We start from the raw sequence: 19,232 nt of genomic DNA, 5'->3' as shown, positions 1-19,232 counted from the left end.
TGTTTTATTTGTGATTTTATTACTACAAGGGGTATTGATGAGTGCAGAACTTCGCCATATAGAAGTAAACAATGTTCAAATTCCAGTGATTTTTGAAAAAGATACAAGTTTGCCGATAGCATCGATGCAGATTGTTTTTTTAAAAAGCGGAAGCATTGAAGATGGTGATTTACCAGGTCTTTCCAAAATGAGTGCAAGAATGCTCTCTCAAGGGACAAAAACACTTGGCAATGTTGGCTTTGCACAAAAGTTGGAAAATAGAGCCCTTCGATTTGGTGTCCATGCCGGTACGGAAACGCTTGTGATGGAACTCAGTGGTCTCAAAGAGCAGCTGGGTTATGGCTTGAACTTGGCTCAAAAGCTTTTGAGCGAGCCAAATCTTACAGAAGAGACACTTGCTAAAGTCAAGACAAATACACTTGGCTATCTTGCGCGAAAAAAGAGTGATTACGACTACATTGCCAGCGTCAATCTCAAAAAACTTCTTTTTGAGGGTACCCCTTTGCAAAATCCCAGTGACGGCACCGAAGAGAGTATACAGAAGATGCAATTAGCCGATATTGAGCAATTCATACAAAAACATCTTGTATTGAAGCGAGTGATTATTGTTGCGGGTGGAGATATCGAGTTTGAGAAGTTGCAAAAAGAGTTGCAAACGCTTTTGAAAGTGCTTCCAACGGGATCGATTGAGCCTTTGCCATTTTATGAAGCAAGTGATAAGCAAAAAGAGAAAATCCAGCATGAAAAAGAGATTCAGCAAGCCTATATCTATTTTGGAGCTCCATATCATGAAAAAATAGACAGCAAAGATCTTTATATCAGCAAAGTGGCTATGTTTATTTTGGGAAGTGGCGGTTTTGGCAGTCGTATGATGGAAGAGATTCGTGTGAAAAGAGGCTTGGCGTATTCGGCATACTCTTTGGCCAGAATCAACAAAAGCAACAGCTACTTTACAGGATATTTGCAAACTAAGCTCGAAAGTGCCGGTGAAGCCAAGGAACTTGTCAAAGAGGTCGTAAAAGATTTTGTTGAAAAAGGTGTCACTCAAAAAGAGTTAGAGAGTGCAAAAAAGTTTATTTTAGGAAGCGAGCCTTTGCGCAATGAGACACTCTCACAAAGACTCTCTAGAGCCTTTGGCGAATTTTATGCAGGCAAACCCCTTGGAAGTTCCCAAGAAGATCTTGAAAAAATCAAAAATCTTGATCTTAAAACCCTCAATACCTTTATCCACAACCATCCAGAGATAGAAAAACTCAGCTTTTCCATTGTAACCAAATGACCATACATGAAGAGCGACTCCGTAAAGTTGGCATCTATGATGCCATCTCTTTCGCTTTGCAGGCCCCTTTTTCCTATCGTGACTATAGATTAGAAAATCTTTTTGATGTGACGATACGCTCTTGGCAAAAACATCCAAAGTTTGTAAAAATGATAGCGTATGCGCATAATCGTAATCAAGACATTGAACTCATCTTTTTTCACACAACTTCCTATCATAAGCAGACGTTTCAGAGTGGAAACAGATTATATATCGAAGGCAAAGTGCAAAAGAGTTACGGAAAACTTCAAATCATCCAACCCAAAAAAGTGGCAAATTACAAAATAGGCAGGATTTTTCCTCAGTATCGGATTGCAATACGTGGTGATATCTTTGAAAAATTGAAAGAGAAGTATCTTATTAAAGAGAATCTTTTGCAAGAAGGATTGCCTGAAGAGATCGTTCAACTGCTTTTACAGATTCACTATCCAGACGCAGCATTTTATGAGGCTTGGAGACAAGAAGGAACTATAACTGGAAAATATCTCGATGCATTAAAATATGCCGAGAGTTTTTCCTACATGAAAAATCTCAAACAAAAAAGAGTTTATCAAAAAAGTATCGCGCAATATGCTCAAGATCCTGAACCTTTTTTATCTACTTTGCCATTTGAGCCGACAAACGATCAAAAAAAAGCTATATATGATATCTATAACGATTTGAAAAAAGAGGTAGCTGCTAGAAGAGTTATAGTAGGTGATGTGGGCAGTGGAAAAAGTCTAGTGATGTTTGCGACGGCTTTTATGAACTATCCCAACAAAACCTTTCTTATGGCCCCTACGACGATTTTGGCAGATCAGCTCTACCAGGAAGCCAAAAAGTTTTTGCCAAAAGAGATGAACATAGCATTGGTCACTTCAACGAACAAGGATTTTGATCACAATGCCCATTTTTTTATCGGTACTCACGCACTTTTGTATACCGATTTGCCACAGGCAACAGTGGTAATGGTGGATGAACAGCATCGATTTGGCACAAATCAGAGAAATCTTTTAAAAAAGATGGTGGAATGCAATGAGGGATCACCACACTTTTTCCAGTTTTCTGCTACGCCTATTCCTCGAACAAAAGCGATGATGCAAAGCGCTTTGGTGGATTATTCTTTGATCAAAGAGATGCCTTTTCAAAAGGAAATCACAACAAAAGTGATTTCCAAAGACTCTTTTAAAGAGCTTTTAGGACATATCAAGTCTGAAGTGCAAAAAGGGCATCAAGTACTTGTTGTATATCCACTGGTAGAAGAGAGTGAAAAGTACGGGTATAAATCATTGCAAGAGGCAAAAGATTTTTGGATGCGCTATTTCGATGGAGTTTATGTGACGCATGGAAAAGATAAAGAGAAAGAGGAGGTGTTGAAAGAATTTAGAGAACATGGGAACATTCTTTTAGCGACAACAGTGATAGAGGTGGGGATATCTCTGCCAAGACTGAGTACCATTGTGATTGTTGGAGCTGAAAATCTTGGACTTGCGACGCTTCATCAGCTTCGTGGCCGTGTATCACGAACCGGACTCAAAGGCTACTGCTTTTTATACACAAACGATGCTAAGAATGAGAGGCTTCAAAAATTTGCTTCGATCACGAATGGTTTTGAGATTGCAGAACTTGATCTGATGTATCGAAAAAGCGGAGATATCATTCATGGACGCGAGCAGAGTGGAAAAACCTTCAAATGGCTCCATATGGCCTTGGATAAGGCGATAGTAGAAGAGGCGAAAAAGAGGCTGGAGGAGTTATCCTCATCCTCTTAGTATAGACCTAGTTTTCCGTCTGTTCGTTTATAAAGGACTCTTGTCTTTCCGGATTTGTCCTCAAAAACAATGAAATGTTTGTTAGAGTTTTTCAAAATCTCAGCCGCTTCTTCGATGGTAACAGGTTTATCGATATCAAACGGTGTCGGAACGATTTCATCAGTGTAGTTGAGCGCTTCTTGAATCTCTTCTTCAATCATAGGCGCTGCCATGATCTCTTCCAAGGAGATATTTTTGTGGTTTTTGATTTTGTCTGCGTATCGTCGAAGTACTTTTTTTGCACGTGCAAGAGCAAGGTCGATAGCAGCGTAGACATCTTTGTCTTTTTGTGTGATAACTACATTTCCTTTTTTTGCCACATGAATGTCAAATTCAAAGGTAAAGCCTTTTTTCCCGTTTCGCTCGTCAGCCGAAACGGTTGCATTGATGCCTGTAATATCGAGATTGAGCTTCATCAATGAATCTGCTGCGTCTTGAATGTATGTTTTGATAGGATCGGTGAGATCAAAATTTTTGCCATAGATATGCAAATAGTCCATTGTTACTTCCTTTTGGAATTTTTCGAAATTATATAACAGTTAACTTAAATTAGAGCTTTTGCAATGTTCGTTTGACATATCGAATAGGCACTCCATTGTTTAAATTGGGATCTTTTAGTTGGACGATGGTGTCAACGAGGACGGATGCATTGCTCTCATCGAACGCTACGCTATTGTCAAGGATATTACAATTGGCGGTGGGTAATCCGTTCCCGATATAGTGAAGCGTGATGTTGATATCGAATGTATCGTTATAATTGAGATTGATCTGATTCAAACATCCGGTTGTGGAATTGATTTCATGTCCTTGAATTGCTAAAATGGCATACTCCGTTCCACTTTTTGCCAAAAGTTCGGCCTGTTCATACAGATATCTGTTAGCGACTTTTGCTTTCGTCGTTCCTAGTAAAGAGATAGCTAGGCTCATCAGTACAGCGATGAGTAGCATAAATATAATAGCCGTTAACATTGATATAGCTTTTCTCAAAAGACAACCTTTTTCCCACAGATATTTGCTTCGATTTCAGAGGTATTGAGATCAGAATGCGCGCAAAGTCGAAGCTCTATAGCCTTTCCGTCTCGGCGAAAATTGAAAATAGTTGCTTTGTCGATTAAAACCGAACTGTCTCCATCCTGATAGGTTTCTCCTTTCCACGGACGGAAATTGTAGTAGAGTCTTACAGTATAGGTGCCATCTCCGTTATCTTCAGGAACCACTGCATAGGCACTCCATGCAAGATAGTAGTGCTCATAGATTCTATCTCGTTTTGGCCCATAAGGATAAAAAGTAAATTCATTCATTCCTGTGACGTTGACAGGAAAAATATGTGTAGGATTTTCTCCTTGTGGCATTTTCCAACCATAAGCAGTAACTATATCTACATTGTATGGTATTGTAGGAAAAATTATGCCACCATTGTAATCTTTTGAAAGATTTACATCCCCATTAGAAAGATCAAAAATAATATTTGTTGCCTGTATAAGATTATCGCCTTTTGTAAAAAGTTTTGTTTCATTGCTATCTTTTAAATCAATAAAGCCGCTCCATCCGGGCTTGTTTATGTATCCATTCCATGAGCCACGTCTTGCTTCATACGCTTTTCCTATCCAGGCAAGGATTTGATATTTTAAAGACATATTTGTATCGCTTGTTAATGAAATGATATCGTTACTATGGGTTTCATCTTTTATAGCAACTCCGCTAAATGGTATGCGGTGCTCAAGTCTTTTGGCAATCTGTTCCAATGCAACATCCGTTTTATAGGTTGCTGCTGAAATCTCTTTTGAAAGGATATAGTTTTCATATGCCTTAAAAACAATATCTGAACCTATCGAGGCTATGATACCGACAATTACAAGTACAAGAATGAGTTCAATGAGAGTGAAAGCTTTTTTCAATGTGTTAAATCCTTATAAGCAATCTTTGGCTCACCAATATTACAACTAAAAGCGCGGAGAATAATATATTCGTTATTAACATCGGGTAAAGAAGCATTAACCTCAATAAGTTTGATATTTGTTGAGTTATTTTCTATTGATAGAGGAGAGATAGTTATTGAAAGAGATCTTGTCGAATAATTAGCTGAATCTCTGATATAATAAACACTATAATTAAGATCGATATTTAAAATCATTCCCATTCTATTCGATACCTTAGAGATTTGTTCAAGATGTCCGTTATAGTCATCCAGATCATCTATTTTACTCTCTCCAATTTCTTTACCTAACGTGGCATATGTTTTTGTAGGATAAAAAATTCTTGTGACTTTTTCATTGAAGTTCCCTCTTCTATACCGGGAGGTGTTGGTCTCTCTTGCAAGTTCTGGATCTGCAAAATTGCTCACATCCAAAATGAGTGATCGAGAGAGATTCTCGTCACGGCTGTGTTCGTCCCACGGATAGCTAAGGGCCGTTCCGATACTTCGATAGGCTTGCGTAACGGCTTCGAGTTTCAATGTTTCTTGCGCCTGATTTGCCGTCTGTTTAAAGAGTCCGGGAATGCCAAGCATCACAATGGAAATGACGACAAGGGCAAAAATGAGTTCTAGGAGCGTAAACCCTTGTCTCACCACTCGATCCTTTGCAGAGGTTCTTTATTTAATCTATTTTCTTCATTGTCATCATTACCTTGCCAATTACCAATACCTTGCCAATCTGTTTTACCTATGAAAGTAATTTCAAAAGAAACTGTATCATTGTTATCAAAACTATTATAAAATTTTTTATAAATAAGCCAAGGAGAAGCATAAATATTAATCAAAACATGATATGGAAAAATATTACCAGAATAAAATATAGGTATTTCAATTTTACCTTTATTGGGAATAGGAATGATATTTTTATTATCAATTGGTAAATTGGTCAGATTTTTACTTGGATTACCAAATAATTTTAGTTTATTTACTTCTCCTGTCACTTTTTTATTGTGTTGATTATTGATATACCAATGAGGAGTAGCTATACTTTCATTTCCTTCAATATTATTAGGATCACTATTATTATAATCGTATACTTCAAAATATATTGAAGCGGTTATGGATTTTTTATCAGTAATATAATCTGGTGCAAAGACTCTGCCATAATAAAATGTAGCATTAGATTCTATAGACCTATTGAAATCAGCTCCTGTAACATTGACATCCCAGCCATTGGATTCTTGTACCGAGATATTAAAATCGGTATTTTTGATCTGGAATGGACTAACGGGTTGTGAAACGTTTCGTTCAAAATTGAAATCGACGGTTACGTTGGCTATTCCGTTTGCGAAAACGGATTCATTTGAATCAAACTTTCCAATACCGGAGCCGTCATTACTATTTGTCATGTTGGCATCGCTCGTTGAAAAATAGCGGATTTTACTCATGATTGTTCCAAGTGTCTTTATGCCATCAGTAAGTTGGTTGGTATTGTTCATCTCAAGCGTAAAGTTGATATCTCTTGCAAAACATCCTGCCGTATAGTTATAAGCTCGTTCTCCATTTGCCAAAGCAGCGGTGAAAGTCAGATTGATTTTTGCACTCATATTTTGTTCATTGGAGAGATATGTAAAGTTTGTATCAAAATTATTCACTGTAAAATCGATATCGAATTTTTCCGGAATGAAACGTTTTTGGATCGTCGTTTTAAGAACACAGCCTATTTTTCCGCTATTTGGTATATTCGTGTCACTGTTTGGGATGCAGTCGATCGAACCATCACTTTTGGGTTCCTGGTCCACTTTTGTCCATTCATTATCGGTTATAGTGATATTAACTTCTCCAACGTCTGGATAGCTAAAGAGAATATTTGGTGCTTGTCCATCATTGAAAGAGATTGAAGATGAAGATGATAGATCCATGTTTTTATTACGGATTTGAGATGCATTACAATCTGATGGGAGATTGAGTGCCACTGTAATATTTTTATCTATACCCACCAAAGGTATGGATTGATTATAATCATGGGTAATATTTCCATCGATGGTTGTTGCATTAATATCCATCATATACCATCTTCCACCTCTCAAAATAGACTCATTTGTATCAGCTACATAATGGTCCGGTCGTATAGCAAACCGGTCTCTTGCACATACAGAAGTGGATAGATTACTATCAAAAATACAATCAAGACATTCTTGGCTTGCTTGATTATCCCCTGTTCCATTTCCTGGACGGCATACATCAGCACATGGACAATTGGAATTAAAGTTCCGCGTTCTTCCCATTCCATTGTTTCCATGCATTCCGTTCTTATTGCCTTTGTTGCATTGATTGCTCTCATATACAGTACTTTCTAGCATACCCCAGATACATTCTAATGTATTATTTGCACAAGTCCACTCAACTGGTCCATTGCTATTGGGGTCTTTGACATAGGTTATTTTGAAGGTTGCATCTTTGATCGCTGATGAGTAAGTGAAATTTGTTTTATTATATTCACTTCCACTAAATGAGATGATTTTGCTAGACAATGGAGTTGCATTTGTACATATTTCTTGTTTTTCACTGTCGCTACTTGTCGATGAAAAATCTGGAGTTTCTATAAGATCAAGTCGTACCAGTCCTGTGAATTTTTCAGGTGTTTTGAAGTCGCTGCCCAATTTAACAACTGTTATATTGAATTCTTTATTTGCTATTTGCGTATATAAAGAGTTGATACTGGAATTGGTTTCCCATGGTATTTCAGTAGTATCTTCAGTGTAGTTTTCATTGACAACATTAAAGCTTCCCAGATGTGGTAAATATGCAGAAATCGTTCTTGTAAGATCACTACACCTTGGCATTATACTATCGACAAGGAAAGTTTGTCCTGCAATATTGAAAATATATTTTGTTTCATATTCAAATGTGATGTTTCCCTCATTTTGAACTGTCATATTGTATTCTATTTCAGCAATACTATTGTCTTCAGAATATGGTTTGAAAAGAGCAGGATCGTTGCCTTCTCCTAGATATCCTATCGCTAACGTTTTATTAGCATCATCATAAAATACCTGGTCGTTGTCAACTGCATAGTCTGTTCTTGGAGTGAGATCTGTGTCATCGACATCTTTTAAAAGTGTGGAATTTGGAACATATGCAGTTGTGTTGTTGTCAAATTTTCTATAGACCATAACATTTTGTGCCGTTTCATTATCATCATTTCGAATCACGAGATGGGTTCTTATTGTCTGACCAACTTGAAGCTGGACATTGGTGCCTAATTCATTCCCATTTTCGTCATACAATGTGTCTTCATAGCAGATTTTTGGTTGATAGAGTTGGACGGAAAATGCTATCATGCTTGGAAAATATGCATCCCATTTGGTATCGAGCGAAAGTGTTACTGTATTCGTTGAAGGATCACTGTTTCTGACTTTGGTCATAATAGTTGAGACATCATATACGTCAATATCGATACCGTTGGTGTTGCTGACAGCATTGTTACCAATATTTGGTCTTTCTACATTTGCAAGTCTGGCGTCAAATATATTGTCCGGATCCCTCGCCCCTGGCATGTTTTGATTTTCAAGTTTCATATGGTCAGGAGAGTAAGGCTCTTCACCTTCGCCTGCGAATGAGGCAAAAGATGCTTTTACTTCACCAGAAGGGGGAAGATATAGATTGGTAATATCAATAGATTTCTTTGAATTTCCTGGATATGCAATATAATCATACCCATTATAAACCAGCACTCGTTTAAATGTACTTTGAGAGCCACCTTTGTAGACAACCACCAAAGTCCATGCCCCATAGTCTCCTAGGGAATACTCTAAACCTTCATTGGTTGTTACATTAGCAACGGTAATAGTTAGTTTTTCTCCAGGCTGAAATTGACTGAACTTTTCTTTTAAAAGTTGGGTGATATCGGCAAATGCTGAATAGACTGCACCATAATCACCATACCATTTGTAATAATCAAGATTTTGTGCAACTATTTCTTCATAATTGCTAATTCCATCAATTTTAAACAATATTCTGTTTGCATCTGTTGAAGGTATGTCTACAAGGTAATTATAATAGTAGCTGTTATAGATATATCGCCAGCTTGTATCGCTAATTTTGACTGCCCGCCTTTGATGTCTGTAGTATCTACCATTTGCTACTCCATTGACATTTCCCTGCCAAAAGAGCCCGGCCCATAGTATCTCTTGATAATCATTTGGAAGTTGCAGATAAGCGCTTGAAGAGTTGAAAGTAGACTCGTTACCATCTATATCGATATACTTAACCATAAAATTATTATCATTATAATCATGGTTATCAGTGCAAGTGCCATCAAAATTCCAAGTTTCAGTTGTGACACACTCTATGGTATTTCCTGTTACTAAAAAATCTCCTGTAATATTTCTTGTATCTTCTGGATTGACGATTGTAAATTCTCTTTTACCTTCATGGTAGTTGGTGCTCTCAGCCCATATCATTAGTGGTAGGAGTAAAAGAAAAAATATCTTTTTCATTGCTGAGTCCTCTTAAATGCTTGAAGAATGGCTTCCATAAACCCATTTCTCACTCCATTTTCCTCCAACGCTTTGTATCCAGCTGCAGTTGTGCCGGCTGGACTCATGACCTTGTCTTTGATCAAAGCTGGATGCTTTTCGCTGATAGCAGCATAACTTTGAAAAAGTCCAGAGACCAGTTCATAAGCGATATCTCGCTTGAGTCCGCACAGAACCCCTCCATCCGCCATGGCTTCAGCTGCAAGAGCCAAAAATGCCGGGCCGCTTCCGGCAATTGCTGTAGCGATATCAAGTTCCTTTTCATTTTCAACCCAGACGACTTTTCCTATTTTTTCGATGAGTTCAATAGCTCTTTTGTCTCTGTCTCCTGTAATTGCCGTAATGGAGGCTTGTTTGATTGCCGCAAGATTTGGCATAGCCCGAACATATTTTTGCGCCGGGATTTTATAGAGTTTGTTTAAAGATATACCAGCGAGTATGGATATAAGAAGTTCCGCTTTTCCTTTCACTTGGTTTGCCACATCTTTCAAAGCATACGGTTTGACGGCTAGGATGATTGTTTTGTCAGTGATATCGTAGTTTTGAAGAGATTGTACGGATATATGAAACTCTTTTTGTATTTTTTGTAGTTTCTCTTCATCTCTTCCTACTACTTCAACTTCGATGCCATGACGCAAGAGGCCTTGCAAAATAGCTTTTGCCATAGCCCCATAACCGATGATCGAAACCATACAGACTCCTTTAAATATATTGTAACATACTCTTACTTTTTTGTTATAATTGGGGCAAAAAAGAGGGTTTATGAAGAAACAAGTTGTTTGCATTGCTACATTGGCGCTTCTTTTCGCTGGGTGTTCATCTAAAAATATAAGTGAATATAATAAACCAGATATCTACTGGTATCAAAAGATGGTTCGTTATGTCAGCAGTTCTGACCTTGACAAAGCAGATGAGTATTTTACGTCACTGCAAAGCGAACACTTTTCCTCTCCGCTTCTCAAAGAAGCGATGCTTATTATGGCGCAGGCTCATATGGATAATGAAGAATATCTGATGGCGAAATACTATCTTGATGAGTTCATCAAACGTTACGGCAATGATAGAAATGTTGCGTTTGCTAAGTTTTTGAAAATCAAAGCCTCTTTTTTGGCCTTTAAAAACATAAATCGTGACCAAAAACTTCTTCAAGATACCATAGCTGAAGCCGAAAGCTACAAAAAAGAGTATATACAAAACGAGTATATGCCGATGGTGGATACCATGCTAACAAAACTTTATATGGCCCAATATGTTTTGAATGAAGAGATTGCGGCGCTTTATGAAAGAAGAGGGAAAATGAAAGCAGCGAAAATATACCGAGAACGGGTTAAACACTCATGGTTGAAAAAAGATGAGATTGACGTGCCGACAAACTGGTATGATTATCTCATAAACTGGTAAGGGGAGGGTAGAAATGAATTTAAGTGATTACAGCTCTTTTCCGACAACTCTTCCTATTATAGTCGAAGATGATATCTTTTTATATCCATTCATGATTTCACCGATATTTATTAATGACGAAGCAAACATAGCTGCAGCCGAAAAAGCGCTGCAAGAGAATAGCTTGATTCTTGTCGCACCCTCAAAAGAGGGACACGAAGGAGAAAGAAATTTCGATGCGATCTACCCGGTAGGGGTTATCGGATCCATTATGAGAAAAGTGAGTTTGCCTGATGGCAGAGTGAAACTTCTTTTTCAAGGACTTGCAAGAGGGAAAATTTTAGAACCTGTTTCCAAAGCTCCTATGCAAGCCGTTGTAGATATCATCGAATCAAAACCCTACAACGAAATCAAGGTAGATGCGCTTCTTGAGGTTCTTCGAGAAAAGATTAAGACATTGGCTCATGTTAATAGCTCTTTCCCGCAAGATCTTGTAAAAACCATTGAAGAGAATCATGAACCAAACCGTATCGCCGATCTTGTGAGTTCTGTTTTGAAACTGAAAAAAGAGCGTGCATACGAGATGTTTGTGGAAGAGGATGTGGAGAAGCGTTTGATGCTTCTTATCGATGCTATCACAGAAGAGATCGAACAGAGTAAGTTGCAGCGTGAAATTAAAAGCAAAGTGAGTTCACGACTCGAGCAGGCCAACAGAGAATATTTTTTGAAGGAGCAGCTCAAGCAGATTCAAAAAGAGCTGGGTGTAGATACGCAAAAAGAGGAAGAGGTCGAGGAGTATCGCAAAAAGCTGGAAAAAATAAAAGATTTTTTGACTCAAGAAGCCTTTAAAGAGATCAAAAAGCAGATTGACAGATATGCCAGGATGCATCCGGACAGTGCCGAAGCTGTCGTAATTCAGACCTATCTGGACTGGGTATTGGAAGTTCCTTTTGGAAAGTACTCCAAGAAAAAACTCGATATCAAAGATGTGGAGCGAGAGCTTGATAAAGACCATTACGGGCTTGAAAAACCGAAAGAACGGATTGTAGAATATTTTGCTGTTAAAGAGCTTATGGAACTAAGAGGGATAAAGAAAGAGAAGGGCAGCGGTGCGATTCTTTGTTTTGCGGGACCTCCTGGGATTGGGAAAACAAGTCTTGCGAATTCCATTGCAACTGCATTGAAACGTCCATTGGTTCGAATCGCCCTTGGTGGTTTGGAAGATGTGAGCGAACTTCGAGGACATAGGAGGACATATATCGGTGCAATGCCCGGACGGATTGTACAAGGATTGATCGATGCAAAAGAGATGGATCCGGTGATGGTTCTCGATGAGATCGACAAAGTGGGGCGCAGTATGAGAGGAGATCCCACATCGGTTCTTCTTGAGATTTTGGACCCCGAACAAAATACGCACTTTAGAGACTATTATCTCAATTTCAGTATTGATCTAAGCAATGTCATATTTATCGCGACGGCCAATGATATCGGCTATATACCGGCGCCGCTTCGAGACAGAATGGAGTTCATTTTTCTTAGTTCCTATACGCCAAATGAGAAACTAGAAATCGCAAAAAGATATCTCATACCTCAAGAGATCAAAAAACATGGTCTGAAGCGAAGTGAACTTTCCATTTCCAAGCCGGCTCTTGAAGCGATCATAGAAAAATATACAAGAGAAGCCGGAGTGAGGAACTTGCGAAGAAGAATAGCCGATATCGTTCGTAAAGCGGCAAAAGAGTTGTTGGAAAATCCGGATCTCCATAAGGTTTCGGTCTCATTGAAAAATCTCAATAAATATCTGGAAAAACCGGTTTTTGAAATCGAAGCGATAGAAAAAGAACCGCAAATCGGTGTTGTCAACGGTCTTGCATGGACCGCTGTCGGAGGCGATGTTTTGAAAATAGAATCCATAAAAATAAAAGGCAAAGGCGGTCTGCAGCTCACAGGGAGCTTGGGTGATGTGATGAAAGAGTCGGCTCGTATTGCCTATAGCGTTGTCAAAGTGCTCATCGATCAGGGGAAAATCGAGATTGATCAAGAAGTGATACCAAAAACGGCAAAAGAGAGAGAAGAGAAGGTAAAAGTCGATCCAAGCGAAGTGTACAGACGCTATGATATCCATCTTCATATTCCAGAGGGTGCAACGCCAAAAGATGGACCAAGTGCCGGCATTACCATGGCTACTTCGATTGCTTCACTTTTGAGTGAAAGAAGAGTAAGAAACGATGTGGCAATGACAGGTGAGCTTACATTGACAGGAAAAGTTCTCCCTATCGGAGGGCTTAAGGAAAAGTTGATTGCTGCCTATAAAGCGAAAATCAAAAAAGTTTTGATTCCAAGAAAAAATTACGATAGAGATTTAGATGAGATTCCGGCTGAAGTTCTGAGCAGCATGGATATAGTTCCTGTTTCAAATATAGAAGAGGTTTTAAAAGAGGCGATTATTTAAATGCCTCTTTTTAAAGCTGGGTAAATGTTTTTATCTTTTCAACAAGCTGATTTTCCCGTATAGGTTTGTTCAAAAAGTCGTTTGCGCCTAAACTCAACGCTTCGCTTTTTTTCGTTTCGTCTGTTGTCAGAACGATGACGGGAATATGTTTTAGTTCCTCGTCTGAACGCATGATTTTCAATGTTTCCAAGCCGTCCATCATCGGCATAATGATATCGAGCAAAACGATGTCGATATCTTTTTTGTCTCGTAATGTATCAATCGCTTCGATACCATTTTTTGCTTCATACACCTCTTCAACGAAATCTTGTTTCATCATCATGGTTTTCAAAAGTTTTAAGTTGATGAAGTCATCATCAACAACGAGTATTTTTATCTTTTTCATGCAGTTACACCTTTGATCAGATCAAGTTTTTCTAAAATATTAGCAACTTTTGCTTTATTGACGATATCATCGTAAATGATATCAAAAATCTGTTCTGGATCCTGTACTGCCTCATGATCCTCGGCAAAAAGGACAAGCTTGATGCCGGTTTGGTTTTTCAATGATTTCAGTTTTTCATAATCGAAATTTTCAAAATCATAATCGATCATTGCAACGGCAAAGTCTCCACTTTGCATCTTTTCATAGCAACTCTCAAAGTCAGATGCAGTGACAGCTTCAAAATCTAGGTCTTCAACAAATTTGCTAAGAAGTTTTGCTTCGAGATTTGTCTTTTTGCATACAAGAATCGGTTGTTTTTCTGCTTGGACGATTTCTAACTTCTCTTCTTTGGGAGCTGTTTGGGACTTTGGCTTTTGTTCTGGTTTTTTCTCGGTTACGATTTTGTCTTTGAGAAATTTTTTCAAAATAGCCACCAGTTCATTTTTAATGAGAGGTTTTGTGATGTATTCGTCCATACCTTCATTGATATAGCGTTCGCGATCCCCTTTGAGTGCGTGGGCAGTAAGTGCTATGATCGGAATATGTGGTTGATTGCTCTCCTCTTCATATTCCAAAATTTCATGTGTTGCCTCTACTCCATCCATGATAGGCATTTGGATATCCATGAAGATGATGTCGTAGTTTCCATTTTTTCTTTTTTCAAATGCTTCCAGCCCGTTATTTGCCAGATCCACTGTCAAACCGAGATCTTCCAATGTTTTTTTGATGAGCTTTTGATTGATGGTGTTATCCTCGGCTACAAGTGCTTTTGCCGCAAATTTTTCATTGCCGGTAAATTCTAGAGTCTCTTGCTCACCAGATTGCAGTTTGGACTTATAGTTTTCGATATATTCTTTCAAAGTCTGAACCGTTTTTGTGTAGTTGACCGGTTCAAACAGCAACTTCATAAGCTGATTCTCGAAACTTTCCACTTTTTTCTTGTATGTTACCTTCGTGACCAAAGCGACAGGTATGTCTCGTACAAAGAAATTTTTCAGACTATTTTCATTGATATAGTCAAAATCGATCATTGTAAAATCATAATTTGTTTTGTGGTTGATCAACTCTTTAAGATTTTCAAACACAACAAATTTCGCTCCAAGGTATTGCAAATACTCTTTGATGAAAAGATCATGATCTTTTGGCATGCTGTTTTTGATATAGTATGCTACTCGTACTCCATTGAATCTGTTTTCCAACGACTCTGTCAGTGCGGGGACCTCCTCAAGGACAAGCGTGAAGAAGAATTTAGTTCCTTTTCCAACTTCACTTTCAAGATTGAGCTGTCCCCCCATAAGTTTGACAAACTCACTGGAGATAGTGAGACCAAGCCCCGTTCCACCAAATTTCCTTGTCACACTTGAATCGGCTTGTGAAAACGCTTCGAATATCTGTTTTTGTTTCTCTTCAGGAATACCTATTCCTGTATCGCGTACTTCAAAATAGATCTCGGCACGTTCATTGTACTCTTTGAGTTTTCGTATCTCTACTGTAACGTTGCCGCCACGATCGGTAAACTTGATGGCGTTACTGATGAGGTTGATCAAAACCTCTTTGATTTTTGTCGGATCTCCTTTGAGAGGTTTGTTTAGATGAGGATCGACAAAAAGTGCGAAGTTGATATCTTTTTCCGCGGCTCTTGGAGCATATACTTCGATCGCGTTTTCAAACTCTTCAATCGGGTTAAAGACAATATTTTCGATTTCAATTTTTTTGCTTTCAATTTTTGAGAGATCCAAGATTGCATTGATGATCTCAAGTAAGTTTTCAGAACTTTTCTCAATAATATTGACAAACTCTCGTTGTTCCGGAGTCAGTTCTGTATTTTTCAAAAGGTCGGTGAAACCTATGATACCATTTAAAGGTGTTCTGATTTCATGCGACATATTGGCAAGAAACATACTTTTTGCATGGCTTGCCTCTTCTGCTGCCGTTTTTGCGTCTTGCGCTTTCTTGAGTGCTGTTTCCAAAAGTTCGTAAGCAGCATTGATACCCTGAGTCGTGTCGAGGTTGATTTTTGATTCGACATCGGAGTTTTCATCTTTGATGGTTTCTGCTTCAGCAACTTTTCGCAAAATGGATTCGAGCCGTTTGATGTTTCCGGTGATGTCTCTAGCAAACAAAAATCCAATGATTGCCAAGATGAGTGAAAGTATCCAGACTCCGGCGGCAATAAGAAGGGTTAAGAGATTTTGTTCGGAAACATTTTCTATAGTTGCATACATATGTTTTTTGAGAATGTTTTCTAACTGCTGGATCGTATCGATTTTTTCTGATAAAAGGTTGAACCATAATGTCGGGTCAACAGGATAGAGACCGTCGTTTACGGCTCTGTCGATTTCAACACGACTTTGCATAACATCATCCAAAATCTCTTGTACATCTTCGGATCGTACTATCTTTTCCAGCTGCTTCTGCACATTCTGATTTGCAACGTTGAAACTGAGAAATCCATCCGCTTTCCCCAACAGTTTCATCCACTCTTTCAGATACTCGTCATTCATTGGAATGTATTTGGTGAGTACATAGGAAAGAAATCCGCGTTCTAAACCCGAATACTCTTTGGAATTTACAAATAGAAGATAATTGGAGATATATGAAGTTATCTCTGGATTCAATGAATAGTTGTTTACTTTAGAAATCAGATAGTAGATAGATTGATTGAGCGTTTTGGTATAAAAATCAAAAAAGGCTTTCTTGTAATCGATTTTAAGAGAATCTATCTGTTTTCTAATGTGTGGCAACATTTTTGCAGCTGCAAATATAGGTTTGAGTTCTTTTGACAATTGAGGGTAAGCTGCTGCAACGGTATGGAGTTCTGCAAATTTTTTATCAACAACTTTTCGCTGTGCTTTGAGCGAGGATTTGAGCTTTTTCCCGTTGCTTCCCAAAAAAATGGAAGTCATACCACGTTCTTTTGCAATCTCTTTCATTAATGATTCGAGCGATTTATTGATGGTGATGCGAGTTTTTAGCTGCTTTGTTTGATTGTATTGTTCATATGAAGTGTATACGACATACGATGATAGAATCAAAAGAAGCAAGATTGGTATCAAACTGATCAGTCTGAGTCTGTTTTTCAATCCCATACCATTATCCTTTATTCATTGTTTTTATTTTTTTTCATGTTTTGAAGCCTCTGGGCTACTTCTTTGCAGTCAGGCACGCTGTTTCCTTTGATAATCTTTTCAGCTTTTTCCAAATTGTTGTATTTTTCTGCATACACTTGTGCCATGAGGCACTGGGCGCGAACATTGCCCGAATCGGCTGCAGCTTTTAAGAATGTTTCTGCCATGTTGATATCTGGTTTGATTCCTCCCAGGCCATTGAGATATATTTTTCCCAAAAAATATCCAGCATTAACAGCGTCATCATCATAGTAAGCCTCTTTCAAAAGTTCGAGTGCTTCTTGATAGTTTTGCTGTTTGAATGCCTGAATACCTTCGGAAAAACTCGAAGCATACGCTAACGACAATGCTATCATTAAACCAAAAAATTCCTTTCTCACTGTTCATCCTTCAAAAGACTATGAATTTGCGTACGTATATGATCAATCTTTTCGGGACTGATACTCTGTGTTTGTATCATCTGTTCGATTTGATATTCGATAGAGGGTAAATAGAGCTGTTTGGCTATCTTCTGTAATCTTTTTAGTTTATTGAGCGCTTCGTTATGAGGGTGATTGTGCAGGTCTTGGAATTCGTTGTAGAAATCTGTTAAAAGTTCTTTATATGTCTCTATGTCTAGGCCAAGAGTGTCTGCGTTTATTTTCACGATTAGTTTAGATATATTCATGCCAAGTTTTTTTCCTATTGTTGCAACTCTGTCAAAAAAATCTATTAAAAGCTGTTTCATTGAGTCAATATTTTCTTCTTGCATGAGTTTGGCGAGTAATTTTTCTATCTTTTGCAATCTCAAATTGGCTGCAGTGCCTTTGAGTTTGTGGATATTTTTTTTGAACTCTTCGGTATTGCTTTTTAAAAGGTTGTAAAGTGTGGCTTCTTGCCGGATGACCTCTTGGATATACTCTTCGATAAACTGTTGTACTTCCTCTTTATCAAGACCGAGGTCAGCTGCTGCAATGGCTATTTCTAAATCCACATCATCATCTTCAATTGTTAGATTCTGTGCTTCAATGGATTTTTGAACTGTAGAAGCCACCTCTTCGTTTTTGCTCTCTTCCCTCGTAAGAAGGTTTTGTTGCGTATTTTCATGCAGAACTTCAGGTTCATTGAATTTTTTGTAAATTGCAGGATTGAATTGTTGCGCGAATTTATCCAAAAATGCATAAAAGTTGTCGATTTGTTCGGTGATCTTTTCAATATCTTCATCATCTTTTGTATATTGGAGATACTGAGCAGCTTCACGTATACGCAAATTGTTTGCAGCGCCTCTTATTTTATGAAGCAGTTGTGAGAGTTTTTCAAAATCGTAATTTTGAATAGATTTATAGATTTCCAAACGGAGTTCATATGCCTGTTCGATAAACTCATCGATCAATTCTTTCAATAAAGCTTCATCAATCTCTAATTCATTGGCGATATTGTGGATATTATATGCTTGAAAAGTCTTATCTTTTGGGGATGGGACAAGCTCTATATGTTCTTCTTCCTTTTGGGTTTTCTCTGCCTCTTCATCCAAAAGAGTATAGTGCTCTTCCATAGATGGATGCAAAATTGGTTGTTCATCTTTGTCGATGCGTGTTTCGCTTTCAGCAGGAGATGGTTTTGGAGCCGTTGCATGGATGAGATCTTCGTTGGAGAGAATGTGAAAATGCTCATCCTCATCTTCACTCAAAAGTTCGATTTTCTCTTCTTGAATAGGTGCAGGTTCGATTTTTGTACCAAAAATATCCTCGGTTTCGAGTAAAGAGGATTCATCTTTGTCAAACTCTTGTGGCTCAAGAGTTGCCATCGCTTCAATCGAATCCACTGTCGTCTCGTTTTCAAGACTCATTTGTGCAGGAAATGCAGCAATACTGGATTGTGGCGTATGAAAATCTCCAAATTCTTCACTGAACTGTTCAGGAATCAAATCGACGCAAAAAAAAGCTATATCACCTGATTTACTGACGAGGGTATGGATTTCTATTTTTACTTCGATTCCGCCTCTGTTGGTTTCGATGATTGCAAGATGAGTTTTAGCAGGATTGTACAGTACATAGTCGATCCATGAAAAATTTTGAAACTTGTAAACATATCCTGGCCTATTCACAAAAAGTTCTGCAATATCGTCAACTCTGTTGAAAAGATCTTTTGTTGATTCAAAGCCGGTTACTTCCAATATTTTTTCATCAATTGCTACCAATTGCCTTTTGCTGTCGTACAAAAGCACGTACAATCCTTTAAAATGTTTTATGAAACCGCATGAGATGTCATTATTGGGTTACTTGATGCAAATATTCAACAAACT

14 protein-coding genes are annotated in these 19,232 nt (G+C 38.1%); 4 read left to right on the top strand and 10 right to left on the bottom strand.

The genetic code is table 11. The features are described 5' to 3' along the window. Positions 1-37 precede the first annotated feature (37 nt). A complete protein-coding gene (locus JG735_RS07165; protein WP_201334389.1) occupies positions 38-1,279 on the top strand; it encodes a pitrilysin family protein in 1,242 nt (413 codons plus the stop codon). Next, a complete protein-coding gene (recG, locus tag JG735_RS07160; RefSeq protein ID WP_201334388.1) occupies positions 1,276-3,069 on the top strand; it encodes an ATP-dependent DNA helicase RecG in 1,794 nt (597 codons plus the stop codon). The genes JG735_RS07165 and recG overlap by 4 nt, the downstream gene beginning before the upstream one ends. Here recG and hpf read toward each other — a convergent pair. The 6 genes from hpf to JG735_RS07130 all read right to left on the bottom strand — a co-directional run bounded on the left by hpf (position 3,066) and on the right by JG735_RS07130 (position 10,256). Then, a complete protein-coding gene (gene hpf / locus JG735_RS07155) occupies positions 3,066-3,608 on the bottom strand; it encodes a ribosome hibernation-promoting factor, HPF/YfiA family (protein ID WP_012082726.1) in 543 nt (180 codons plus the stop codon). The two genes, recG and hpf, sit on opposite strands and share 4 nt — an antisense overlap. Positions 3,609-3,657: 49 nt before the next feature. Then, positions 3,658-4,095 (bottom strand): hypothetical protein, encoded by a 438-nt coding sequence (locus JG735_RS07150; protein WP_201334387.1) that lies wholly within the window; start codon positions 4,093-4,095, stop codon positions 3,658-3,660. After that, the gene (locus JG735_RS07145) at positions 4,092-5,006 is read right to left on the bottom strand and encodes a type IV pilin protein (protein WP_201334386.1); all 915 of its coding nucleotides are present in this window, start codon (positions 5,004-5,006) and stop codon (positions 4,092-4,094) included. Before JG735_RS07145 ends, JG735_RS07150 begins: the two co-directional genes overlap by 4 nt. Next, complete coding sequence (locus JG735_RS07140; RefSeq protein WP_201334385.1) at positions 5,003-5,677, bottom strand: type II secretion system protein; 675 nt, start codon at positions 5,675-5,677, stop codon at positions 5,003-5,005. The genes JG735_RS07145 and JG735_RS07140 overlap by 4 nt, the downstream gene beginning before the upstream one ends. After that, positions 5,674-9,300, bottom strand: coding sequence for a hypothetical protein (locus JG735_RS07135; RefSeq protein WP_201334384.1), 3,627 nt, complete (start codon positions 9,298-9,300; stop codon positions 5,674-5,676). Before JG735_RS07135 ends, JG735_RS07140 begins: the two co-directional genes overlap by 4 nt. A gap of 221 nt (positions 9,301-9,521) precedes the next feature. Beyond that, positions 9,522-10,256, bottom strand: a complete 735-nt coding sequence (locus JG735_RS07130) for a pyrroline-5-carboxylate reductase (protein ID WP_201334383.1) — start codon at positions 10,254-10,256, stop codon at positions 9,522-9,524. A 70-nt stretch (positions 10,257-10,326) separates the two neighbouring features. On the opposite strand from JG735_RS07130, the gene JG735_RS07125 reads away from it, so the two are divergent. Then, positions 10,327-10,965, top strand: a complete 639-nt coding sequence (locus JG735_RS07125) for an outer membrane protein assembly factor BamD (RefSeq protein WP_201334382.1) — start codon at positions 10,327-10,329, stop codon at positions 10,963-10,965. Between the two features lie 13 nt (positions 10,966-10,978). Continuing rightward, entirely contained in the window at positions 10,979-13,396 is a 2,418-nt protein-coding gene (lon, locus tag JG735_RS07120) for an endopeptidase La (protein ID WP_201334381.1), read from the top strand. Between the two features lie 10 nt (positions 13,397-13,406). Here the strand turns inward: lon and JG735_RS07115 are convergent, their stop codons facing one another. The 4 genes from JG735_RS07115 to JG735_RS07100 are packed head-to-tail and all read right to left on the bottom strand — an operon-like array spanning position 13,407 to position 19,154. After that, complete coding sequence (locus JG735_RS07115) at positions 13,407-13,781, bottom strand: PleD family two-component system response regulator (RefSeq protein ID WP_201334380.1); 375 nt, start codon at positions 13,779-13,781, stop codon at positions 13,407-13,409. Then, a complete protein-coding gene (locus JG735_RS07110; RefSeq protein ID WP_201334379.1) occupies positions 13,778-16,909 on the bottom strand; it encodes a nitrate- and nitrite sensing domain-containing protein in 3,132 nt (1,043 codons plus the stop codon). The genes JG735_RS07115 and JG735_RS07110 overlap by 4 nt, the downstream gene beginning before the upstream one ends. 11 nt (positions 16,910-16,920) lie before the next feature. After that, a complete protein-coding gene (locus JG735_RS07105; protein WP_201334378.1) occupies positions 16,921-17,328 on the bottom strand; it encodes a sel1 repeat family protein in 408 nt (135 codons plus the stop codon). Continuing rightward, a complete protein-coding gene (locus JG735_RS07100) occupies positions 17,325-19,154 on the bottom strand; it encodes an Hpt domain-containing protein (protein ID WP_201334377.1) in 1,830 nt (609 codons plus the stop codon). The genes JG735_RS07105 and JG735_RS07100 overlap by 4 nt, the downstream gene beginning before the upstream one ends. Between the last annotated feature and the right edge of the window lie 78 nt (positions 19,155-19,232).

The sequence above is a fragment of the Nitratiruptor sp. YY08-10 genome (genome assembly GCF_016629565.1).
Classification (GTDB): Bacteria; Campylobacterota; Campylobacteria; order Campylobacterales; family Nitratiruptoraceae; genus Nitratiruptor.
This window is presented reverse-complemented; position numbering and strand designations above follow the sequence as displayed.